The 23559-nt window shown below is 50.8% G+C and carries 23 protein-coding genes; 6 read left to right on the top strand and 17 right to left on the bottom strand.

Annotated elements, in window-relative coordinates; genetic code table 11:
• Nucleotide 1 precedes the first annotated feature (1 nt).
• The 17 genes from fliN to LQ901_RS09405 form a co-directional block, all read right to left on the bottom strand.
• Nucleotides 2–397, bottom strand: coding sequence for a flagellar motor switch protein FliN (gene fliN, locus LQ901_RS09315; RefSeq protein ID WP_036768569.1), 396 nt, complete (start codon nucleotides 395–397; stop codon nucleotides 2–4).
• Complete coding sequence (gene fliM / locus LQ901_RS09320) at nucleotides 390–1433, bottom strand: flagellar motor switch protein FliM (protein ID WP_010862190.1); 1044 nt, start codon at nucleotides 1431–1433, stop codon at nucleotides 390–392. The genes fliN and fliM overlap by 8 nt, the downstream gene beginning before the upstream one ends.
• An 8-nt stretch (nucleotides 1434–1441) precedes the next feature.
• Nucleotides 1442–1936 carry a flagellar basal body-associated FliL family protein gene (locus LQ901_RS09325; RefSeq protein ID WP_010862191.1) on the bottom strand — a complete coding sequence of 165 codons (495 nt, stop codon included), beginning with the start codon at nucleotides 1934–1936 and terminating at the stop codon, nucleotides 1442–1444.
• 46 nt (nucleotides 1937–1982) lie between these two features.
• On the bottom strand, nucleotides 1983–3431 hold the full coding sequence (locus LQ901_RS09330) for a flagellar hook-length control protein FliK (RefSeq protein ID WP_152137127.1): 1449 nt from the start codon (nucleotides 3429–3431) through the stop codon (nucleotides 1983–1985).
• Between the two features lie 243 nt (nucleotides 3432–3674).
• Entirely contained in the window at nucleotides 3675–4115 is a 441-nt protein-coding gene (gene fliJ, locus LQ901_RS09335) for a flagellar export protein FliJ (protein ID WP_010862193.1), read from the bottom strand.
• An 18-nt stretch (nucleotides 4116–4133) separates the two neighbouring features.
• Nucleotides 4134–5453: a flagellar protein export ATPase FliI gene (gene fliI, locus LQ901_RS09340; RefSeq protein ID WP_010862194.1), complete on the bottom strand. Its 1320-nt coding sequence runs from the start codon at nucleotides 5451–5453 to the stop codon at nucleotides 4134–4136.
• Nucleotides 5440–6408, bottom strand: a complete 969-nt coding sequence (gene fliH, locus LQ901_RS09345) for a flagellar assembly protein FliH (RefSeq protein WP_233672180.1) — start codon at nucleotides 6406–6408, stop codon at nucleotides 5440–5442. Before fliH ends, fliI begins: the two co-directional genes overlap by 14 nt.
• Before the next feature lie 16 nt (nucleotides 6409–6424).
• Nucleotides 6425–7453 (bottom strand): flagellar motor switch protein FliG, encoded by a 1029-nt coding sequence (gene fliG / locus LQ901_RS09350; RefSeq protein ID WP_010862196.1) that lies wholly within the window; start codon nucleotides 7451–7453, stop codon nucleotides 6425–6427.
• Nucleotides 7443–9152 (bottom strand): flagellar basal-body MS-ring/collar protein FliF, encoded by a 1710-nt coding sequence (fliF, locus tag LQ901_RS09355; protein WP_010862197.1) that lies wholly within the window; start codon nucleotides 9150–9152, stop codon nucleotides 7443–7445. The genes fliG and fliF overlap by 11 nt, the downstream gene beginning before the upstream one ends.
• A gap of 17 nt (nucleotides 9153–9169) precedes the next feature.
• Nucleotides 9170–9493, bottom strand: a complete 324-nt coding sequence (gene fliE / locus LQ901_RS09360) for a flagellar hook-basal body complex protein FliE (protein ID WP_010862198.1) — start codon at nucleotides 9491–9493, stop codon at nucleotides 9170–9172.
• Between the two features lie 155 nt (nucleotides 9494–9648).
• The gene (locus LQ901_RS16835; RefSeq protein ID WP_064977401.1) at nucleotides 9649–11325 is read right to left on the bottom strand and encodes a sigma 54-interacting transcriptional regulator; all 1677 of its coding nucleotides are present in this window, start codon (nucleotides 11323–11325) and stop codon (nucleotides 9649–9651) included.
• 747 nt (nucleotides 11326–12072) lie between these two features.
• Nucleotides 12073–13602: a sigma-54 dependent transcriptional regulator gene (locus LQ901_RS09380; RefSeq protein WP_039045266.1), complete on the bottom strand. Its 1530-nt coding sequence runs from the start codon at nucleotides 13600–13602 to the stop codon at nucleotides 12073–12075.
• Nucleotides 13603–13845: 243 nt separating this feature from the next.
• On the bottom strand, nucleotides 13846–14250 hold the full coding sequence (gene fliS, locus LQ901_RS09385) for a flagellar export chaperone FliS (protein ID WP_039045265.1): 405 nt from the start codon (nucleotides 14248–14250) through the stop codon (nucleotides 13846–13848).
• A 39-nt stretch (nucleotides 14251–14289) separates the two neighbouring features.
• Entirely contained in the window at nucleotides 14290–14574 is a 285-nt protein-coding gene (locus tag LQ901_RS09390; RefSeq protein WP_039045264.1) for a hypothetical protein, read from the bottom strand.
• Nucleotides 14575–14592: 18 nt separating this feature from the next.
• A complete protein-coding gene (fliD, locus tag LQ901_RS09395; protein ID WP_064977400.1) occupies nucleotides 14593–15933 on the bottom strand; it encodes a flagellar filament capping protein FliD in 1341 nt (446 codons plus the stop codon).
• Nucleotides 15934–16010: 77 nt separating this feature from the next.
• On the bottom strand, nucleotides 16011–16409 hold the full coding sequence (locus LQ901_RS09400) for a flagellar protein FlaG (protein ID WP_064977399.1): 399 nt from the start codon (nucleotides 16407–16409) through the stop codon (nucleotides 16011–16013).
• Nucleotides 16410–16488: 79 nt separating this feature from the next.
• Entirely contained in the window at nucleotides 16489–17625 is a 1137-nt protein-coding gene (locus tag LQ901_RS09405) for a flagellin (RefSeq protein WP_064977398.1), read from the bottom strand.
• Nucleotides 17626–18052: 427 nt separating this feature from the next.
• On the opposite strand from LQ901_RS09405, the gene pseB reads away from it, so the two are divergent.
• Genes pseB through pseI form a run of 6 tightly spaced genes read left to right on the top strand, consistent with a single transcriptional unit; the run spans nucleotide 18053 to nucleotide 23504 of the window.
• The gene (gene pseB, locus LQ901_RS09410; protein ID WP_064977397.1) at nucleotides 18053–19051 is read left to right on the top strand and encodes a UDP-N-acetylglucosamine 4,6-dehydratase (inverting); all 999 of its coding nucleotides are present in this window, start codon (nucleotides 18053–18055) and stop codon (nucleotides 19049–19051) included.
• Between the two features lie 3 nt (nucleotides 19052–19054).
• A complete protein-coding gene (gene pseC, locus LQ901_RS09415; protein ID WP_064977396.1) occupies nucleotides 19055–20227 on the top strand; it encodes a UDP-4-amino-4,6-dideoxy-N-acetyl-beta-L-altrosamine transaminase in 1173 nt (390 codons plus the stop codon).
• On the top strand, nucleotides 20224–20916 hold the full coding sequence (pseF, locus tag LQ901_RS09420) for a pseudaminic acid cytidylyltransferase (protein WP_064977395.1): 693 nt from the start codon (nucleotides 20224–20226) through the stop codon (nucleotides 20914–20916). Before pseC ends, pseF begins: the two co-directional genes overlap by 4 nt.
• Nucleotides 20906–21937, top strand: a complete 1032-nt coding sequence (gene pseG, locus LQ901_RS09425; protein ID WP_233672181.1) for a UDP-2,4-diacetamido-2,4,6-trideoxy-beta-L-altropyranose hydrolase — start codon at nucleotides 20906–20908, stop codon at nucleotides 21935–21937. Before pseF ends, pseG begins: the two co-directional genes overlap by 11 nt.
• On the top strand, nucleotides 21931–22452 hold the full coding sequence (pseH, locus tag LQ901_RS09430; protein WP_064977393.1) for a UDP-4-amino-4,6-dideoxy-N-acetyl-beta-L-altrosamine N-acetyltransferase: 522 nt from the start codon (nucleotides 21931–21933) through the stop codon (nucleotides 22450–22452). The genes pseG and pseH overlap by 7 nt, the downstream gene beginning before the upstream one ends.
• On the top strand, nucleotides 22449–23504 hold the full coding sequence (gene pseI / locus LQ901_RS09435) for a pseudaminic acid synthase (protein WP_064977392.1): 1056 nt from the start codon (nucleotides 22449–22451) through the stop codon (nucleotides 23502–23504). The genes pseH and pseI overlap by 4 nt, the downstream gene beginning before the upstream one ends.
• Nucleotides 23505–23559 lie beyond the last annotated feature (55 nt).

Below are 23559 nucleotides of genomic sequence, written 5' to 3' on the forward strand. Positions count from 1 at the left end.
CTTACTTCAGCTTCTTGATACGTTCAGTTTGGCTGATCACATCGGTCAGACGGATACCGAACTTATCGTTCACCACCACCACTTCACCGTGCGCGATCAAGGTGCCGTTAACCATCACGTCCAGCGGCTCACCGGCAATACGCTCCAGCTCCACCACCGAACCTTGGTTCAGTTGCAGCAGGTTACGGATGCTGATCTGACTGCGACCCACTTCCATGGAGATGGTCACCGGAATGTCCAGAATGCTGTCCAGACGCTTACGCTCGTTTGGATTGAGCGGCACGCTTTCGTCCTGCAGCTCTTCGAGCTCGGCGCGCTTGACACCATCGTCTTCCACGCCCATTTCGCTAGCCCACTGCGCGGCCAGTTTCTCCTGATCGGTTGTCATATCACTCATCGTCTAACACCACAATTTCATCGAGTAATTTATCGCTGCCCCGGATCAGGGACAGTTCACTTTTCATCACCTCCGGCCGTTTCAGACGCTCGGTGATCTTGAGGGCCAGATTCTCATTGGCCTGCCCTAACTGGGCACGGAAGCTCGGCAGGTCTTCAACATATACCAGCAGGTTTTCCGGCATATCCACCGGAATAATGTCGCCCGCTTTCATGTTCATCAGATCGCGCAGCGTCAGATCGACATCCAACAATTTGGCGCGCAGATCGACGTTGATCTCCATGATCTCTTCGCGCAGGGCCTTGCCCCAACGCATGTCGGTGTCGCTCTTGTCACCTTGAACACCGGCATCCAGCAGTTCACGAATTGGCTCCAGCATCGAATACGGCATGGTGATGTGCACATCGCCACCGCCGCCATCGAGTTCGATATGGAACGAGCTGACGACTACCACTTCGGTCGGGCTGACGATGTTGGCCATCGCTGGGTTCACTTCAGAGTCGAGATAATCGAACTCGACATCCATCACCGGTCCCCACGCCTCTTTGTAATCACCAAAGATCAGCTTGAGCAGCATCTGGATAATACGGCGCTCGGCAGGGGTAAATTCCCGCCCTTCCACTTTATTCGGGAAGCGGCCATCACCGCCGAAGAAGTTTTCCACCAAAATGAACACTAAGCGCGCTTCAAGCGTGATCAACGCAGTGCCCTTCAGTGGGCGGAAACGCACCATGTTCAAGCTAGTCGGCACAAACAGGGTGTGCACGTATTCACCAAACTTGAGCATTTGTACGCTGTTGATCGACACTTCAGCAGTGCGGCGCATCATGTTGAACAAACTGATGCGCATGTGACGGGCAAAACGTTCGTTAATCAGCTCCAGAGTCGGCATCCGGCCACGGACAATCCGATCCTGCGAGGAAAAGTCAAAGGCCTTCACACCCTGTGATTTCGGCTGCTCCGGCGCATCGTCAACGACATCGTCCACCCCGTGTAACAGGGCATCAATTTCGTCTTGTGAGAGGATATCAGACACGGGCTACCTTACTGCATGACATAACTGGTTAACAGGATCTGTTCAACGGCAGGTGCGTTGACCAGTTTTTCCATCGAATCACGCACCTCTTTGAGGGCCTGATCACGCAGCAATTCGCGGCTGCGCGGATCGCGCCACTGCTCTACGGTAGCCGCAGAGAAGGACGACAAAATAATGCTTTCAATCAGCGGTAAGTTGGCTTGCACCAAGGCGCGATCGGTTTCACTGCGTACCAGCAGTTGCACCCGGATCTCCACCAAGCGATCGCGCAGACCACCGGAGACGTTAAACACGAAGGGGCGCGAGGTATTCACATACATCGCCATGGTGCCCAATACCGGCGAGAAGCCTTTTTTCGGCAGGGATTCGCTCTTATCCGCAGCAAACCAGTAGTAACTACCGGCGCCCGCGCCAATCACTAGCAGCGCGATCAGGCCGATAATCAGCCAGCGTTTTTTATTATTGCCGCTGGCGTTGCCATCCAGCGTAAGGTTCTCTGCCATCTGTTCTCTTTTCCTAATAATGTCTGACGGGAGCGGGGAAACCGTCTTACGCGTAGTAATCGACCGCGTGTGCGCTGCCGGTGACTGTGTGCTGCTGTACCGTCAGGGCCTCGTCAGTACCGACATCGCTGCCATTGCCGAGGCTGCTGCCAGAGTGTCCCGGCGCGCCGCGCAGATCCTGACCTTGGCCCGACGCACCGCCTTGCTGTTGCTGGCTTTGCTGCTGAACCTGCGTTTGTCCCAGTTGGATCCCTTGCTGGGCCAGCATTTCACGCAGCCGTGGCAAGGTTTGTTCCAGTAACTCGCGCGCATGGCTGTTTTGCACCACGATCCCGACTTGCGCCTGATCCTGATTGAGGTGCAATTTAATCTGCAAATTGCCCAGCTCTGGCGGGTCCAGACGGATTTCCACCGTATCCAGCTTGCGGTTAAGCAAAAACTGTACCTGTTCTTGTAAGGCTTGTGCACTTTGTTCCGGATGACGCAGCGGCAGCGGCGTAGGCGCTTGAGGTTCAGGCTGGCGCATTGCCGACAGACCGTTATTGCCCTGCGCTTGGCGCAAGCTGTCGAGAAAATCGTGGGTAGCCGCTTGTTGATGCGCGGCGGCGGCTGGGGTGTCGGTGGCCTGATGGGTGGCGGCTTTGGTCGCGGCCAGCAGAGTGCTATCCGCTTTGCTGGTCGCGTTATCGCTTGGCTCATCGGTGCCGAGCAACATTTTTAAGGCACTCTCGGTATGCTGCGAAGATACCGCCGAAGCCTCCACTTTTGGCTCGCCGGCGCCTTTCAATGCCGCCGCCATTTGCTCGGCGCTGGCGTTCAGTTTGCCACTGGCATCTAACTCTGCGCTCGGCACTTGCGTGCGGCCTGACACGCCGGTCAACTGACTCAAGGCGTTCAGGTTCGCCTCTTTGCTGGCACTGCCTGCGCCGCCCTCGGCACCTTTTGCTGACTGCAAAGCCTGACGGCTCGCGGTGATTTGCTGCAGCCACGGATCATCGCTGGCACTGGCTACAGTCTCGGCTTTGCTAGCTGCGCTATTGGCATCCATGCTGGACTGAGCCTTGGCGGACGCTTCGCTCTCTGCCTCGGAAGTATCGATAGTCAGGCTCTTATCACCGCTAGCTGAGTCGTCAGCCGCCTTTTGCGGCTTAGTCGCAGCAGTGCCGGCAGTATCCGCATTGGCGTCTACCGCGAGATCTTTTTTGTCTTTATTCGCGGCCGCTTTATCTTTTTTATCGGCTTTGTGGGATTTATCCGTTTTGTCGGTATTGCTCGCCTTATCACTGGCCGCCGTGTTTGTATTGTTATCTGCTTTTTTACCGGCGGCATCTTTTTGCCGCTCATCACGCTGCTGCGCTTTGTTCAGGCATTCATCAAAGCGACCGCCCGCAGAGGCTGAGCGTGCAGAGCCCGACGTTGGAGTCGAAGTTTGAGACACGGGGCCGGCACTGCCAGCGGCGGGTGGCGCGGCGGGAAGAAGAACGGATTGTGGCATCTCAACCTTCCTTAGGATAATTAATCATGCAGGGAACAGAGCGCGGCTGACCGACCAAGCAAAATGCGGCGCAGATCAAATCGCGTCAATTACTCAACCATACGAGCAAAAAGCACGCCAACAAATTGACATCCTGCCAAGATGCTTGCAGCTAAGATAGTTGCGTCAATCATATCCGTGCGAATCACACCAGTGCGCTTTAGCACCCTACGTCACTCAACGCAGCTATCTGCTGCATGCGGATTAACGCTGAGTTTGTAAACGGCGCAGCAACTGCGCCGCCATCTCATCATTTAATTTTTGCTCTTCGCGCGCGGCTTTTTGCTGCTTTTGTTTTTCGCGGCGCTCCACCAGCATTTCGAGGGATTTGCGTTTTTGCTTGGCATCCAGCCACAGCTCACGCGCCCGATCCGCTTGCTCTTCAAAGGTGCGACGGGCATAGTTTTGTTTGACCAGATTCTGATCCAAATGGCCAATAAACTGCTGCAGATGGTGATATTCACTGGCATTTAAACCAGCACAACCGCGCTGTGACATCTGTTGGCAGTAGTCATAGCGATACTCATGGATCCGCTCCATTTGCGCTTCATGCATGCTCAATTGCTGGCGCGCTTGTGACAGATGGCCGGAGGCATCTTGCTCTTTTTTACCGGCTTGCTCTAACAGTAAATCCAAGGCTTTCATGTTGCATTAACCTCTGCGTCAACCACCGAGCAGAACCTGTTTCAGGTCACTGACACAGCGATCAAACGGCCAGACATCTTTCATACCCTGTTGCAGGTACTCATCGACCTTCGGTTTAAAATCAATCGCCTGATCCACCCGCGGATCATTGCCGCGCTGATAAGCGCCGATGGCAATCAGATCCTGATTGCGGTTGTAGGTGGCACAAATTTGCCGCACCGCGCGTGCCATCAGTTGATGTTCATCGCTGGTAATCGCTGGCATCACTCGGCTCACCGAGCGCTCAACATCAATCGCAGGATAGTGACCGGCATCAGCCAATTGGCGCGATAACACGATGTGACCATCAAGAATGGCCCGCGATGCATCGGCAATCGGGTCTTGCAGGTCATCACCTTCACTCAGTACGGTAAAGAATGCGGTGATCGAGCCCTTTCCTTCCGCGCCATTACCGGCGCGCTCCACCAGTGCTGGCAGTTTAGCAAATACCGACGGCGGATAGCCTTTGGTGGCTGGCGGCTCACCGACGGACAGCGCGATTTCCCGCTGCGCTTGAGCAAAACGGGTCAGTGAGTCCATCAGCAACAGCACATCTTGCCCCTGATCGCGAAAATATTCGGCGACCGTCAACGCAGTCTGGCAGCCTTTCAGACGCATCAGCGGTGAAGAATCCGCCGGCGCGGCGATCACAACCGAACGACGACGTCCTTCTTCACCTAAAATTTCTTCGATAAATTCACGCACCTCACGGCCACGCTCCCCGATCAGGCCCACTACCACCACCTGCGCGGTAGTACCGCGGGTCATCATGCCGAGGGTTACCGACTTACCAACACCGGAGCCGGCAAACAGGCCAATACGCTGACCCTTGCCTACCGTCAGCATGCTGTTGATGGCCTTGATGCCGACATCCAGCACTTCATGGATCGGTTTACGTTGCAGCGGGTTAATCGGCGCAGCAGAAAAATCGGCGCTTTGCTGACAGCGCAGCGGCCCTAAGCCATCGAGCGGACGGCCAACACCATCGATAATGCGCCCTAATAGCTCCGGCCCCACTGGGATCCCTTGCTTGCTGACAATCGGTGTCACGCGCGCCCCCGGTAACACGCCGGTTAACGGCTCGGTGGGCATCAAAAATAGGGTATCGCCGCTAAAGCCGACCACTTCAGCTTCCATCTCACCAGAGACAGTTTCAATCAGGCACAGGCTACCGACCGGAGCGCGACAGCCAATGGCTTCCAAGGTCAGCCCGACCACGCGCACCAGTTTACCGGCCGCCACCGGCTTATCGGCAAGATTGCGGCATTGATAAGCGGCCAGCGACTCACGCAGGGACATGCGCGGTCTCCGCATCGCTGCGCTGTGGCTCAGCATTGGTATCAGAAAGGGAATTGGCCTGCTCTGGCGTTAGCGGCTCTGGAGCTGGCTCATCTGGCACTAGCTCGGGCGGTGCCGGCGGCATGCGATCATGCGCGGCCTGTACCGCTTCATCCAGCGCTTCTAAGCGGCGATGGTTCACATGGCGAAATTGCTCCAGCACTTGCGCCAGACGCTGCGCCATATCACAGCGCACTTGCGAGACATGCTCACTGACCCGCACATCGCCCCGCGCCATCGACGGATCGGCGCGCAAACGCCAACCCTGCTCACGAATTTGCTCTGGCGAATAGTGCTGCTCAACGCACGCCAAATCCTGCGGATGCAGACAGATTAACGGATGCTCGGCAGCAACCGGCAGCGCGGCAATGGCTTGGCGCAAGGTATCTAGCAATACTGCCGGATTAAGACTGACCTCAGTTTGCGTCACTTCGCGAGTCAGCGTCAGCACCATTTGCAGCAGTTGCTGCTCGAGCTGGGTGTCGATATCGCGCAAAGGCTGATGCAACTGACTCAGCGCCTGCGTCAACGCCTGCACATGCTGCGCGATTTCGGCTTGCCCTTCGGCAATGCCCTGCTCACGGCCTTCGGCCAGCCCTTCAGTGAAACCGGCGCTCTTACCTTCGGCGTGACCGGCGGTAAAGCCTTCTTGTTTGCCTTCGGCGTGACCAGCGGCAAATCCCTCATCGCGGGCGGCCTGATGAATTTGCTCCAGCTCTTCGGCGGTCAGCGCCGGTACGCTCTCTTCCTGCTCCGGCTCAGGATCCGGCCAGCGGATTGTGCGGTTATAGCCCAGCGCATTTAAGGTGCTTTCATCTAGCACCTCGTGGCTGTAATCGGGCAGCGACCAGCTTTCAAACTGCTCGGCTGCGGTCTCGTCGGGGCGCACATAGCGGCCGGTTTGACGCTCATCCATCTGGTTACCTCACCGCTTAGATAAACTGATCGCCACTGCCAGGGCTGTTGATCACAATCTCGCCGGCATCGGCCATCCGACGGATGATGGCCAGCACCTCTTTCTGGGCGGCCTCCACATCGGCGACCCGTACTGGGCCCATGGCTTCCAGATCTTCGCGCAGCATTTCCACCGCCCGTTTGGACATATTGCGGTATACCTTTTCGCGCAGGTGTTCGTCGGCGCCTTTGAGGGCCCGCTGCAACACATCGTTCGGCACTTCGCGCAGCAACATCTGAATACCGCGATCTTCCACGTCCATCAGGTTGTCGAACACAAACATCAGATCGTGGATCTGCTGAGCCAGCTCTTCGTCGTGCTCGCGCAGAGAATCCATCAATGGCGATTCGATAGAGGTGTCCAGATAGTTCATGATCTCGGCCGCCGCCTTCGGTCCACCCATCTTCGCAGACTGGGCACCGGCTTGACCGGCGAACTGTTTCTCCATGATGTCGTTCAGCTCTTGCAGCGCGGCTGGCTGAACCTCGGACAAGTTCGCTATACGCATGGTCAAATCCAGACGTACCCGCTCTGGGAACTGGGCCAAGATACTGGCCGACTGATCCGGCTCCAGATAGGCCAACACAATGGTCTGGATCTGCGGGTGTTCGTGCTGGATGATGCTGGCCACCTGACGCGCATCCATCCACTTGAGGGTATCCAAGCCTTTGGAGCCACTGGACAAGATGATCTGATCCACCAGATTGCTGGCTTTATCTTCACCCAGTGCCGCCACCAAGGCATTACGCACGAAGTCATGGCTACCGACACCAATGCTGGTGAATTTCTGGATATCATCCACAAAGCGGCGATGCACATACGACACCTGATCGTGACCCGGGTCGAGGGTGACCGCCATCTGACGGCCCAGTTTCTGCACCTGCTTAGGCTCGAGTTTGCTGAGAATGTTACCGGCGTCTTCTTCGCTCAGGCTCAGCAACAAAATCGAGGCCATCTCCAGCCCCGACATCGAGACCGAAGGGGCCAGCTCATTATCATTTGTCATGGTTTTCCAGCCAGTACTTAATTACTTGCGTTGCCAACTCAGGCTCGTTCGCGGCCAGAGCCCGCACGGCTTTCACCAGATCTTCATCTCGGTGCAAGTTCGGCAGCTCCAACATACTGCCTATCGACAGGGTGCTGTCTTCCAAATCGCTGCTGAGCAATTTGAGCTCGTCTTCTTGCAGCAATTCGTTTTCGGCATCTTCTTGCAGTTGCTTGTCGATCTTCGGATTGAGCAGACGCTGCATCGCCGGACGCACCAGCACCAGCAGCAGAACCACCACCACCAGCGCCGCAGACAGATATCGAATGCTCTGACGGAAGTTCTCACTTTCCCAGAACGCCGGCTCGGTAATATCGGCCAAGGCATCGGTAGACGCGAAAGGTACGGAGACCAGCTCCAGCACGTCGCCGCGCTTCATGTCCATACCCAAACCGCCAATCAGCAAGCGACGTAAGTTTTCCAGTTCAGCATCATTTCGCGCCACACGCACCGCATTGCCGGTATCCGGCGCCGTACCCGGCTTGTAATCCACCGCCACCGAAACGCTCATTTTCTCCAGCTGACCGGTCGCCTGACGGGTGTGCTTAATGGTGGTATCCACCTCGTAGTTACGAGTCGACTCTTTGCTAAAGCTACCGTCGGAAAGCTTGTCACCGTTTTGCAGTGCTTTAACATCCTGCGGAATTGAAGAGTCCGCCGGTGGCTGATTGCTCAGCGCGCCCGGTACGCCGGCCACACCACGGCCACGGTTCACGTTCTCGCGGCTAAACTCACTGCGCATCGCCGGTTTGTCTTGGTCAAACTGCTTTTGCGTCTGTTCGCGCTGGGTAAAATCCATCAGCACGCCGACTTCGGCGGTATAGGCGCCCATGCCCAAGACCGGGATCAGGATGGAGTCAATCTTTTCGCGCAGCGCTTTTTCTTGCTGCCGCTGTAAGTCAAATTCCCGACGCTGGGCCATTGACGCTGGATCTTGGCTGCCGGAATTCAGCAAACGACCGGTTTGATCGGAAACCGTCACCCGCGTGGTGCTCAATCCCGGTACGGCCGATGCGACCATATCCACAATCGAGTCCACCTCTTCCTGAGTCAGGCTCTTACCGGCGCGCAGCGTCACCATCACGCTGGCACTGGCGTTGTTCTGATCGCGGATAAACACGCTCTCACGCGGCAGCGCCAACAGAACCTGCGCCTTCATCACGTTGCGAATTTGCTCAATCGCCGACGCCAACTGCCGCTCACGGCTTAGCTTCAGGCGTTCCCGCTCCAGACGCTGCGAAACCCCAAAGCCCATATCACTGAGCAAGATGCTATCACCGTTATCAGCCGGTTTATCCAGCCCGGCACGGGTCAGCATCAGTTGGACTTTCTGATATTGGTCTTGAGCGACCTTGATGGTGTTGCCATCGAGTTTGTAGGGCACTTTGTTCTGGTCAAGATAGTCCAGCGTCTGCACCAACTCTTCGTTACCGTAAGTGCCAAGCGGACGCATTTCCGGCTCTTGAGCCCAGAAAAAAGCAAAGATAATCAGCGCAATACAAATTGCGACTGCCACGACCAAGATCAGCTGGCGTAGCCAGTCGACCTGCGAGAGAAATTCAAAGCGCGAGGAGCGCTCACCCAGATCCGGATTTTGTCCGGCGCTACCTGCGCCCACCGGATCGGTTGCTGTTGCTAAAGTTGTACTGGAGTCTGCCATAATTCAACCGCGTGCCGTCAGACAGGCATACTCATGATTTCTTTATAAGCTTCAAGCAGCTTATTACGTACCTGTACCGTCGCCTCAAAGGCCACGGAGGATTTTTGCCCCGCGATCATCACATCTGCCAGCCCAACACTGTGATCGCCGGCATCAAAGCGCGTCGCCATGGTGTTAGAGGCCTTTTGCAGACCGTTGACATGGTTGATGGCATCCCCTAATAAAGCAGAGAAGTCCAAAGCACTGTTCTGCGCCGTACCCGTTACCGGCAGGCTGCGCGCGGATCCCGCAGCATCCAGAGCCATGCTCTTCATTTCTTGCTGTATTGCGGACAATTCCATCCTCAAACTCCATCGTCAAAACGTCATCAGAACGACTTAAATTAAGATTAATTACCCCTCATGCAATTTAGATACCACATCCGGCGAACCAAAATGTGGCATCACTCGCACCGAAATCGCCAACCTCTGCTGTAGCAAAAAAATGCGATGCGGGATTACTGCGGGATCGCTATCCCGCTATCGCGCATGCGAGCCAGTTTGTAGCGCAAGGTGCGAGGGCTAATGCCGAGGCGCTCCGCAGTTTCGAGGCGGCGCCCATCGCAGGCGTGCAGCGCCTGTAAAATCAAGTTGGCTTCCTGCAAACGCAGGTCACCATCGAGGGTAGCCGCCGAGGTTGCGCTTATCGCAGGATCCAAGCCTGCCTCGGGTAACGCTGCGCTCAGAGCGTCTTGCTCCGCATGGCTCACTGCAGGGGAAAACTCGCTCAGGGATGGCGTCATGGCCGTTTGACACTGCTCAGGCTCCAGCAAAATGTCATGCACGCCGATTTCATCGCTAGCGGATAAGATCAAGGCGCGCTGCATCACGTTGTCCAGTTCACGCACGTTGCCCGGCCAGCGGTAACGGCGCAGCAGCTGCGCCGCGTCGGCAGTCAAACGCGGTAAGGTACTGCGCCCTGTCAGCTGATAATCACGCGCAGCATGGCGCGCGAGCAGATAATGCGCCAGCGGGATAATGTCATCCGGTCGCTCACGCAAGGCGCTCAAGTGCAGTGGAAACACATTCAAGCGATAGTAGAGATCTTCACGAAATTCGCCCTGACGCACCGCATCCAGCAGCTGCCGGTTCGAGGTCGCCAGCACCCGTACGTTCAGGCTGATAGTCTTGCGTCCCCCTAAGCGCTCCACTTCACGCTCTTGTAGCACCCGCAATAATTTCGCCTGCAGGCTAAGCGCCATCTCACTGATTTCATCCAGCAGTAAGGTACCGCCTTGCGCCTGCTCAAACTTCCCTGGACAAGCTTGCACCGCGCCGGTAAACGCGCCCTTTTCATAGCCAAACAAGGTGGCTTCCAACATGTGATCCGGGATCGCCGCGCAGTTAATCGCCACGAATGGCGCACCGGCTCGCGGTGAGTGCTGATGGATAAAACGCGCTAGCACCTCTTTACCGACCCCACTCGGCCCTTGGATCATCACCGTCGCATCGGTCGCCGCCACTTTTTCGGCTAAGGTATACAAATGGCACGAACGAGCATCATGGATCACCGGCTGACTGGCACACTCAGAGGTCAGCTCAGTACCGTACTGTTCGCTATTGTTCGACGATGGGCTATTGCTAGACAGTGGATTTTGCCGACAAAAACGGCGCATATCCTGCGCTTGCGCACTGAGCTCCTGTAATCGCTCGTACAGCTTGCGCTGAAAACGCTGTCGCTGCTCAGGCTGCAAGGCCGCCGACTGTAACTCTTCAGCGTATAGCAACGCCGATGAAAGCGGCGCATGCAGTTGATGCGCGACCGAGGCCAAGATTTGGCCCAGTGACGAACGCTGTTGCTGCTTACTCACTCGCGCCTGTAACAAGCGCGAATCGGTCAAATCAGTGATCAAGATGAGTTGCCCCGCATCGGTTGCAGACAGCGCCACCCGCACCCGTCGCCCATCACGCAGCGACACTTCATGACCATCATCTTTTTGTGGTGCAAAACAGCGTTGGATAATATCTAACCAACGCTCACCACACAGAGGCTCGCCCAGCAAACGCACTGCTTCCGCATTGGCCTCGGCCACATAACCATGCCCATTCAGCACAATCACAGCCACCGGCATCGCCGCAATCATTTGCTGATAATAGGCAGCCGGTTGCAAGAGAGGAGCGACAGGGTCAGACATGGTTCCACCTTCATTTTGCTTAAGTCGCACTGACTGAAAACAGTGATTTATGGAGAACTAAGCAAATAGCAGACCAGAGCAGCAGAATCGGTGTGGTTATCCTTAGTGTACGGTAAAAGCATCATATAAAAGCCGATGCGGTTTCAAGATAAGAACAGAAAACTCATCACATCATATCGATGTATCAATAAGCGTATATTTTGGAAAACACAAAGATGCACAAGTGCGCCGCCGTGCATATAATTCGTTAATTATATGATGAAATAATAAAATAATTAGCCAACATTATTTTATATCATTATTTAGCAATCGCACGTTTAGCTAAAATTGCAGTCAAACCCCACTGCATATATTAACTGAGCCGAATAGCTCATAGCAGCGGAAAATAAACTTTGCATACCACACTATAGCCATACTTATATTTAGCGAATCGTGCTCAATTTTACCGGTAACATTCATAATTTAAGGTAACAACCAAAATTCAGCACGATTCGCCAATTACATCAAACTAGGTGTCTCATTATGATACTTGTCATTTACGTGCAGCCACCATGATAAAAATCCTCAGCATCAAGTTGAGAGTTGAGATATGCATCGAGGCAACTGGATTCGTGGCAGCTGTAAATAAAAAAGAGAAACATCAAAAACGCATAAAAAAACACCACTACTTAAACGGAGCATCCGAAAAGTCAGTGGTGTTTGATTGGAGACAGAACTAATAAGATGTGTAACAGAACGCTTAAACGGTCAAACTGCAGCGCTTTCCTTGTTCAATCCGTACTTACGCATTTTTTCAACCAATGTTGTACGGCGCATACCCAGCATGTCTGCGGCACGGGCTACAACCCAGAACTGAGCATCCAGCGCTTGACGAATCAATCCAATCTCCAAATCAGAGAGCATCTCTTTGAGGTTCATTCCTTCCGGCGGTAACGCACCCAAAGTAGACGGTCCTTCTGACTGGCTAGCCCCTGTGGCTGGCACCGCCTCGTTGAAGATCTCAGACAGTGCGGCACGCTCTAGCTCGGTTTGTTCATCTTCATGGCTACGCGGATAACCGTGTAATGCAGACAAGTCCTGCACGGCTGGTGTGGTATTCGGCTGGAAGCTCGATACCTCAACACTGCGGTATTTCGGTGGCAAATGGCAGATATCAATCAGCTCATCCGGATACAAAATAACTAAGCGCTCCACCAAATTCGCCAACTCACGCACATTACCCGACCAAGAGTACTCGCACAGTGAGTGCAGCGCTCGCGGAGTAAAGTGAACGGAGCGAGCACCTTCGGCAGTTAAACGCGATAGCAACTCTTGCAATAGCAAAGGAATATCCTCGGCCCGCTCACGCAGTGCTGGGACATCAATCGGGAATACATTCAGACGGTAGTACAAGTCTTGGCGAAACTCACCATTGGCAATCATCTCTTCCAAGTTACGGTGTGTTGCCGCAATCACTCGCACATCCGCGCGGATGGTCTTATTGCTCCCCACACGCTCAAAGCAACGCTCTTGCAATACACGCAGCAGCTTCACCTGCATGGACATCGGCATATCGCCGATTTCATCCAAGAACAGTGTACCGCCTTCAGCCAGTTCAAAACGGCCTTTACGCGCAGAAATGGCACCGGTAAACGCACCTTTTTCGTGCCCAAACAGCTCACTTTCCAACAATTCGGCTGGAATAGCGCCGCAGTTTAACGGAACAAAAGGCCCTTCTCGACGAGCAGAGTAATAGTGGATATTACGTGCCACCACCTCTTTACCGGTACCAGACTCACCTAAAATCAGCACGTTAGCGTCAGTAGGCGCTACTTGCTCAATCATACGGCGCACATTTTGCACCGCATGGCTGCGCCCTACCAGGCTACGGAATAGACTGTTTTTACGGGTAATTTGCGGATAAGAAGCCGAGTGCTTACCTTGAAATTCGTAACAGTGCCCCAGCGCTTCGGTTAACTGAACGTAGTTGAGAGGCTCAGCCACTTCGCCAACATAGTTAGCAAGCCCTTGTAAATCCTCGCCCTGCCCAGCAAACGTAATCACAGGGATATGATGATTGATACGCAGAAAATCAATCACTGCTTGATACTGAGAATCCGTACTTGTGATACGGCCGAGCAAACAGCCTGCCCAGGAATGCTTTTCCTCCAGAGACAGCTCTACATCTCTGGATGAAACAACGATATTTTCCTGACCTATAAAGTTAAAAATAACCGTCAGAACCTCACGGCGGTGAGGCTCATCTTCTATCAGTAAAAATTTTTGCAGTCCCGGCATGATTATGTGTCTAACGTAACGATTCTAGTATTTATGGCAGCGACTATAGCAATATCAGACTACCCTATAACATGAGCTTTATTTAATATTTCGTGATTTTGTGAGGTTATTAACTAAAATCCCGTATCGCTCAGTCATAAAAGCATAACATCAGAAAAAAATTATCACAAATAATTGTGATACATATCACTGTTCTAGCTTATTTAGCAGCATCCCTAAGTTTTTGCCAATTCTGTAACGAATTTATTCCGCACCGATATGATGTAAATCTGCAGGTATTTGATCCCATGAGCTTTTTATCTCACGTAATAATTCGATAACGGTGTCAAGACCTGCTGTCTCATTATTGACATTAGCGTCAAAAACTTGACGAATCATATAGTCATATAACCCTTCAAGATTATTAGCAATCGCTTCCGCCTCTGGCGTTTCACGGGTCAAACTGGCCTTTAGGTTAGTCAATATATCAATCGCCTTTCCTAGCCGCTCACCCTTTTGCGCGGTATTTCCGGCCTGCATCGCCGCCTTACCTTGAATTAAACGCTCAATAGCGCCGGCAAGCAGCATCTGAATAATCCGGTGTGGTGATGCCGCATCTAACTGACTGTCTACGGATACTTTTTTATAAGCTTGTAATGTGCCACGCATTATTTAAATTCACCTTTACTGCATAAATTCCAATGCAACTTACTGCGTACTGACTTGGCGATACGCATTAATCCCACGCTGGCCGCGTTTGCGCACAGCCAGCTTATCACCACACTCCTGCTTCGCGGTTTGCGCTAAGCAAAGCAAACTTTGCGTCTCTAGCAATAACTGCTGCTTATTCTCGACCGACAATGTTGGTATCAGGCGTTGCAACAGCTGCTGACGCTGTCCCATCAACTGTAAGATCTCATCTGGATCCGGATCCGCATCTGGGGCAAACAATTCACGAAGGCGGGTATCTAGCGCGCTGATTTCCACTAGCATGGTGTACTCCGCATAAAATTAGGCCAATGAGGACATCAAGGTGCTCATTTGCTGGTTCATCTGAGCAATCGACTGATCCAGGGCGCTAAACTGCGCTGTCACCCGAGCTTCGTACTCTTTCATGTGCTTTTCAAACGCACTAATCTGAGTATCTAACTTGCTCTTTTGCTCTTGTAGGGTTTTATCTTTTTCAGTCAGAGTGCCGCCAGTCCCCACATAGTCTTTCATCAGGGATTCCATTTTCCCGATGATACCGTCTTTTCCACCGAACATATCACCGGCTTGGGTAAAGTGCTTCTCTAACGCGCCATCCAGCTTTTTATCATCAATCTGAAGCTTACCGTCACGATCCGAGGTGATCCCTAAGTCAGCCAAGAATTTGATGTCTTTGTTGTTTTCGTCTGGAGCAGTCAGGATACCGCGCATCTCGGTATTTAGCGAACGAGTCAGACTATCGCCGGTCAGTGGGGCGGCTTTTTTGGTCTCTTTGTTGTATTTCGTTAGCTCAGTTGTAACGTCAATTACCTTGTTATAGGCATCGACAAACTTCTTCAGACTATCCTTTACTCCATCGCGATCGTAGTCGATGGTAATACGATTGGTCTTATAAGCATCCCCCACTTTTTCTGACACATCCGTCAGCTCCAAGGTGATGCCTTGAATAGCATTCTTCACCTTGTTGGTACTGCTCGTCATCTTCTGGCCATCAACGGTAAATTCAGCATCTTTAGCCGGTTGAGTTGACTGCCCGGCCAACATATTTGTCAGCTCTGTAGAGCCTGAGCCTGCTACGGTAAATTGATTCTCTTCACCGGTATCTTGCCCCACCAAGACAAGACGACTTGTACCATCATTTCCGGCAAGGATAGTAGCTTTTACACCTTTATTATCAGGTGACTTGTTGATGGCATCAGCCACCTCTTTAAGGCTACTTCCCTCTTTGATATCAACACTGAAGGTTTCTGAGCCATCTTTACCCACAGAAAAATCGAGTGTACCAGAGAATTTAGCGTCCGCATTCACTCCGTTCAGCGTTGTTTTTTGTTCACTAGCTAATTGCTGAACAGAAATATCAAAGTTTCCGGAGATAGCATTTTTATCTGCTGTCGCACTAAATGGCTGATCTTTACCATTAATTGTTACGCTGCGTTTTTCAAATGCTTCATCTTTCTGCATTTTTTCCAGCATATCTTTAAACTCAGACAGGCTGGACTTAAGTTGACCATAGGAAGAGAGCTGAGTGTCCAGTTTGGTTTGCTGGCTCTGGAACTGCTTCATTTTTGGTGTTGCTTCCGCTTTCACCATCATGTTAACCCAATCAGTGATCGGTAAGCCTGAGCCGATTCCCGGTGCACGCATAGTTTTCCCCTTCCTACATCATTTATTCGTTATCGCTGAGCAATAGTGTTTCAGCACAGCATCTATATCTCGGTGCGTTATACTTCGGTTTTAAGCAAAATTCCTGCCGCTTTGTCCGCCATTTGGCGCGCAATCACCAGCATATCCTCTGACGGGATCTGGCGGATCACCTCACCGCTGCGCTTATCCAACACTGAGACCACTTGGTTGCCCGACTTTTCATCAATACTAAACGCCAGCCCACGCTGCATGCTGTTCATGAATTTTTCAATCTGTGCGGTTACTTCACTTAAATCACTCTCTTCAAGATTTTTATCAACAAAATTGTGATTTTGCGGCGACGTATGCTCAGATGTCAGCATCTTGCCGGTGTTTTCGGCAAAATGAGCGTCGACAGAAGAAGAATGCTGTTTAGCCTGACGATTAATAGAATCAGTTGAAGGCAGCAGACTTGCTGCATGAGAAGAGATATCCATAAAGGAGCCTCTTAATCAGGATGTTTCAGATAATAAAAAGGGAGCAACGCTCCCTTTTTTATACTTGGCTGAGAAAGAATTAACCCAGCAGAGACAGCGCTGCTTGTGGCAGAGCTTTCGCTTGAGCCAGCATCGCGCCACCTGCTTGTTGCAGGATCTGCTGCTTGGTCATGTTGGTCGTTTCTTTCGCGAAGTCTACGTCCATGATACGGCTACGGCCAGCAGCGGAGTTTTCAGAGATGTTCTCCAGGTTGCTGATGGTGCTGCTCAGACGGTTTTGCAGCGCACCCAGATCAGCACGCTGGCTGTCGATTTGCTTCAGAGATGAGTCGATAACCAGCAGTGCTTTGTTAGAGCCGGACTGGGTAGACATATCGATGTCAGCCATAGAAATGGTAGCAGAAGCAGCAGCACCAGCAGCAGCCCCTTTAGCACCAATTTTGCTAGCGCTGATGATCTCCAGTTTGCCAGATGCATTTACAGATGCTGTTGCACCACTTTTACCAGACTGCTTATTAATTTCCTCTGCAACTTTGCTCAGGTCTACTTTACCATCGCCACCCATACATTTATTCATGGTTGCAGTATTGATAGTTGCAATCGCTTTACCATCAGCGCCACTGATAGCAAAACTAGTAGTTCCTGGAGTACCAGCAGTGCCAACAGTAACCTCTTTTGCACTCATCGTCACTGAATGAACTTTTGTTTTCAGATCGCTAGCTTTAGTACTGTTCAGGCTCAGGTTGATGGTTTCACCAGCTTCAGAACCTACCTGCAGTGCACGGCTACCGAAAGAACCATCCAGCAGTTTTTGGCCACCGAAAGAGGTAGTATTCGCGATACGATCCAGTTCAGTAGACAGAGCAGACACTTCTTTTTGGATTGCCGCACGGTCATCCGCAGAGTTAGTACCGTTAGCAGATTGCAGCGCTTTTTCACGCATAGTTTGCATGATGTTGGTAGATTCTTGCATTGCACCTTCAGCAGTTTGTGCAATGGAGATACCGTCGTTAGCGTTCTTTGCTGCCACATCCAGACCATTGATCTGAGAGGTCAGACGGTTGGAGATCTGCAGGCCAGCAGCATCATCTTTTGCAGAGTTGATACGGCTACCAGTAGACAGACGCTGGATGGATACGTTCAGCGCGTTGTTGGTTTTGTTCAGGTTACGCTGGGCATTCAGCGCGGTTACGTTGGTATTTACAGTAATAGCCATGCTTGTAATCTCCGTTAAACTTGCCGCCCAGCATACTGCCCGCAGCAACTTATTGATTGTGTTACGTCATTACTTATCGGCACTGCCGACAACAACATTAGCCCATTGATCAATTTTTTATTTTCATCGCTAGAACTAACGTTGCAGCCAGCATGCTGACTGCTTGTAATAGTTAATCGGCGGACGCTAGAAAACTTGAAGAATAAATTTCACCAATTCACACAATGCATTGATTAAAAAGAGTTTATTTATTTTCCGCGATGTAAACCCCGGATAAAAACACACCGATATGTCACCAATCGTATTGGCACAAGTTATGCTTGAGACTTGCCATAACGAGTTTGCAACGCGGCATGTCAAGAAATCGACTTCCTATAGAGGATGCATTCCCTTTGCAGCCCTTCACTAATGAATTAATGGCGTATCTATGTTTAATGACAAAGTGATTCTGGTAACCGGCGGTACTGGCTCTTTCGGTCACCAGTTTGTTGAAATGACTCTGGCCAAATACAACCCTAAAAAAATCATCATTTATTCACGTGATGAAATGAAACAATGGGATATGGCTAAGAAATATCCAAACGAAAAACGCCTGCGCTTTTTCATTGGTGACGTGCGTGATAAAGATCGTTTAATGCGTGCACTGGATGGCGTTGATTTTGTTGTGCACGCCGCCGCAACTAAAATTGTGCCTACCGCTGAATACAATCCGTTTGAATGCATCAAAACCAATATCAATGGTGCCATGAACCTAATTGATGCCTGCATCGATAAAGGTATTCAAAAAGTTGTCGCACTGTCTACAGATAAAGCTAGCAGCCCTGCGAACTTGTATGGGGCGACTAAGTTAGCCTCAGATAAGCTCTTTGTTGCGGGCAACTCTTACTCTGGTGCTAACAAAACCCGCTTTGCCGTTGTTCGCTATGGCAATGTGATGGGATCTCGCGGTTCAGTTATTCCATTTTTCCTGTCAATCAAAGACAAAGGCGTTCTGCCAGTAACAGATCCGCGCATGACACGCTTTATGATCACGCTAGAGCAAGGTGTTGAACTCATTTGGCATGCCTTCGCAGATATGGTGGGTGGCGAGATTTACGTTAAGAAAAGCCCGTCGATGAATATCACAGATATTGCAGCAACGATCGCACCGGAAGCACAACAAGAAATTGTCGGTATCCGTCCAGGTGAGAAACTGCATGAACAAATGATTGGTGTTGAAGACTCCTACTACACCTACGAATACCCTGAACATTATAAAATCCTACCCGCAATCCATGAGTGGCATGCATCTCCTGAGCGTATCAAAGATGGTAAGAAAGTGACTGAAGGCTTTGTTTATTCCAGTGATAACAACACTGAATGGATGAGCAAAGATACGCTTCAGACATGGATTGAGCTGAACCAAGCTAAAATTGGGAGTATCTGATTCATGATCCCTTACGGTAGACAGCAGATCTCTCAGGATGATATTGATGCCGTTGTTGCTGTATTGCAGTCGGATTTCTTAACTCAAGGGCCACAAGTGCCGGCCTTTGAGTTGGCTTTACAGCAAGCTACCGGCGCTCAATATGCTCTGGCTGTCAACAGTGCGACATCGGCGTTACATATTGCCTGTATGGCGCTCGGATTAGGTGTTGGCGATCGTTTATGGACAACACCGATTACCTTCGTCGCATCCGCTAACTGTGCCCGCTATTGTGGTGCCGATGTCGATTTTGTCGATATTGACCCCGTGACCTATAACTTGTGCCCACAGCAGCTGGAGAAAAAACTCAAGCAGGCTCAACAAAACGGTACCCTGCCAAAAATTGTTGTGCCGGTACATTTATGCGGCTATCCATGCGATATGGCAGCCATTTATGCGCTATCGCAAGAGTACGGCTTTCATATCATCGAAGATGCCTCGCACGCAATTGGGGGGCAATACCATGGCGAACCCATCGGTAACTGCCGATACTCCGACATCACGATTTTTAGCTTTCATCCGGTAAAAATCGTCACCACCGCCGAAGGTGGCGCTGCATTGACCAACTGCCCAGAATTAGCCGAGCGCATGGCACTGCTACGCAGCCATGGCATCACCCGAGAGCCATCAAGAATGCAGGGCGAAAGTCACGGTAGTTGGTATTACCAACAAATTGACCTTGGCTATAACTACCGTATGACCGAATTACAAGCCGCGCTCGGCGTTTCTCAAATGACACGCTTAGATGAGTTTGTTACGCGCCGCCATCAACTGGCCCAACGTTATCATGCAGCGCTACATGATTTACCGCTAACGCGGCCATTGTTCAGCCAACAAGATGCTTATTCTGCTCTTCATCTGTATGTGATCCGGCTTCAACGTTCAAAACTCAACAAAACACGGCGAGACATTTTTGATACGCTGAGAAATGCCGGAATCGGTGTCAATATTCACTATATCCCTGTTCATACCCAGCCTTATTATCAAAACTTAGGTTTTCAAATTGGCGAGTACCCGATAGCTGAAGCCTATTATGAAGACGCTATTTCATTACCTATGTTTGCGGCAATGACAGATCAGCAGCAAGACACCGTAATCGAAGTACTGCGTACCATTTTACAGGATGCACAACTGTGAAAATTGCATTGATCCCAGCACGAGGTGGTAGCAAGCGTATCCCTCATAAAAACATTCGTCCCTTTGCTGGAAAACCGATCATTGCTTACTCCATCGAAGCAGCTCTGCAAGCGGGCTGCTTCGATGCTGTCGTTGTATCGACTGATGATCCTGCAATCGCCGAGGTGGCGCAGCAATATGGTGCTGAAGTCCCCTTTATGCGGCCTGCGGATATTGCCAACGATTACGCGACAACTACGGATGTAATTCGACATGCTTTGCTGTGGTTTCACCAGCAGCAACAGCCCGTAGATGTATTGTGTTGCCTGTATGCCACGGCCCCTTTTGTACGTGCTGAAGATTTGTTGGCGGGATATCATTTATTGGCACAAGACGATACCGACTATGTATTCAGTGCCACCCGCTATGCTTTTCCGATCCAACGTGCGATTAGACTCGATGCCCAGCAACGAGTGAGCATGTTTCAACCTGAACACTTAAGCACTCGCTCACAAGACTTGCCTGAAGCATTTCATGATGCAGGCCAGTTTTACTGGGGAACCGCTGATGCTTTTTTAAATGGCAAACCTATCTTCTCCCCTGCTGCGCGCGCCATGATTTTACCCCGTCAGCGAGTACAGGATATTGATACACCTGAAGACTGGGAATATGCAGAGCTCATGTTTCGGTTATTGCACGATGAAAACTGAAAAGCCACGCCATATCCTTATTAGAGCCGACGCCTCAGCACTGATTGGTACGGGACATGTGATGCGCTGTATGGTCTTAGCACAGCATCTCACCGTATTAGGCTGTCAGGTTCATTTCATTTGCCGCGATTTACCAGGCAATCTGAATGATTATATTGCCGCTCATGGATATGGCATCACCGTATTACCTGATAATGCAGAATCCGTTACGTGGCAAGATGATGTTGCGAATATCATTACGCAACATGCGCACGCCGATGGGGTGATAGTTGATCACTATCAGCTAGGAAAAGAATGGGAGTCCGCAATTAGCACCTATTTTGCATGTCCTCTGCTGGCAATTGATGACATGAATCGTCCTCATCAGAGCGATTTAATCTTGGATCAAAATCTCTGGCCAGCCGGAAGTCAACGTTACTTAAATAGTCCAGGAACCCATCTTATCGGTCCTGAATACGCTTTATTACGGCCAAGTTTTGCCTCACTGAGAGAACAGCATTTACCCAGAGAAAATCAATTATTGGTCTGCTTTGGCGGTAGCGATCCAACGGGAGAGTGTGAAAAATTCTTACGCGCGGTACAAGAGATGCCCGCACTTCCCTTCACGGTTATCTTGATTGCCGGTCGAGCTAATTTGCGCTATCCGCAATTACAGGCAATCGCGGAAAACACGGATGTGTTGCTATATGCGCATCGCGATGATTTTGAACAACTGTTAGCTACCTCACATTACATGATTGGTGCATCTGGCAGTAGTAATTGGGAACGCCTGTGCTTAAACACGCCAGCTTCGGTGGTCTGTGTTGCGGATAATCAGCGTGATACATCCGAACATCTAGCGAATCTAGGTGCTATACGCTACCTAGGAGAAGCTCAACTCCTGAATTCTGCAGACTATTATGCTGAATTAACCTGGCTCATCCAACATTGGACTGCTCTTCCTACTTTATCGCCAATCACCATTGACGGTAATGGCGCAATTATTACAGCTAATTCATTTTTCAGGATACTCACATGCTGAAATTAACTCCGATGGATGATAAACATCTCGAACAGGTACTTGCATGGCGTAATCATCCAGATGTACGAAAAAACATGTATACAACGCATGTTATTTCATACGAAGAGCACTCGGTATGGTTCTCAAAAATTAAACATGACCCATCCTATGCTTATTTTATAGCCTATGCAGATATCGTACCCATGGGAGTTATTGCTTTTTCAGATATTAACCCAGCTGATAAATCCGCATCATGGGCATTTTACGCGGCGCAGCCTGCGCCACTTAAAGCTGGGAGCCTGTTAGAGTTTTACGCTTTAGAATATGCATTCCATAATTTGCAATTAGAACGTTTACGCTGTGAAGTTCTTGACTTCAATCACTCGGTGATAAAATTACACCAACGTTTTGGTTTTATTGCGCAGGATATTTGCTCAAATCATGGACAACACCAAGTCGTACATTTAGCGATAACCCGCACTATTTGGCAAGAATATCGTACTGTTATTGCAAAAAAATTGAAAATCACATTATGAATAAATACATTGAAATCGATGGTCGCCGTATTGGTGCAGACTACCCACCTTATATTATTGCTGAATTGTCAGCAAACCATAATGGCGATATCAACCGTGCAATCCAGATCATAGACGCAGCCAAACAAGCAGGCGCAGATGCTGTTAAATTGCAGACTTACACCGCAGACACTATCACCATTGAGCATGACAGTGATGAGTTCAAAATTCATGGTGGCTTGTGGGATGGTGAAACTCTGTATTCTCTCTATCAAAAAGCCCATCTACCGTGGGAATGGCATCAACCGCTATTCGAACATGCCAAAAAACTGGGAATTACGATATTTAGTTCGCCATTTGATTTTACTGCAGTAGATTTACTCGAACAGTTAGACGCACCCGCGTATAAAATTGCGTCATTTGAATTGGTTGATTTACCACTTATTCGCCGCGTCGCCCAAACCGGTAAGCCGATGATTATGTCAACGGGGATGGCAACTGCTGAAGAAATAGCAGAGGCCGTGAATACTGCACGCTCACATGGCTGCCAACAGCTCATATTGCTGCATTGTGTGAGTGGTTACCCTGCCCCCGCAGAGCAATATAATTTGCGGACAATTCCTGATATGGCACAACGCTTTAATAGCATCACGGGATTATCCGATCACACCTTGGATAATGCCACGGCGATTGCATCCGTCGCTCTAGGCGCTTGTGTGATAGAAAAACATGTGACTCTTGATCGCTCAGCCGGTGGACCGGATGACAGCTTTTCACTAGATCCCAATGAACTGACTCGTTTATGCCAAGATACCCGAACAGCATGGTCAGCTTTAGGCTGCGCGACCTATGAACGAACAGAAGCTGAAAAAGGCAACGTCAAGTTCCGACGCTCATTATATGTAGTAAAAGATATTGCTGTAGGAGAACAACTGAACGCTGATAACATTCGTAGCATTCGACCAGGCTTTGGCTTATCGCCACGATATTATGATGAAGTCCTAGGGAGAGTAGCCCATCGCCCATTAAAAAAAGGGACCGCCTTGTCGTGGGACGATATCAGTAATGGCTAACAGCTAAATAACCGCTCAAAGTAATCGCCCCGATAATCAATTATTGGGGCGATAC

The organism is Plesiomonas sp. PI-19 (genome assembly GCF_021368255.1).
GTDB classification, from domain to species: Bacteria; Pseudomonadota; Gammaproteobacteria; order Enterobacterales; family CAMTGL01; genus Plesiomonas; species Plesiomonas shigelloides.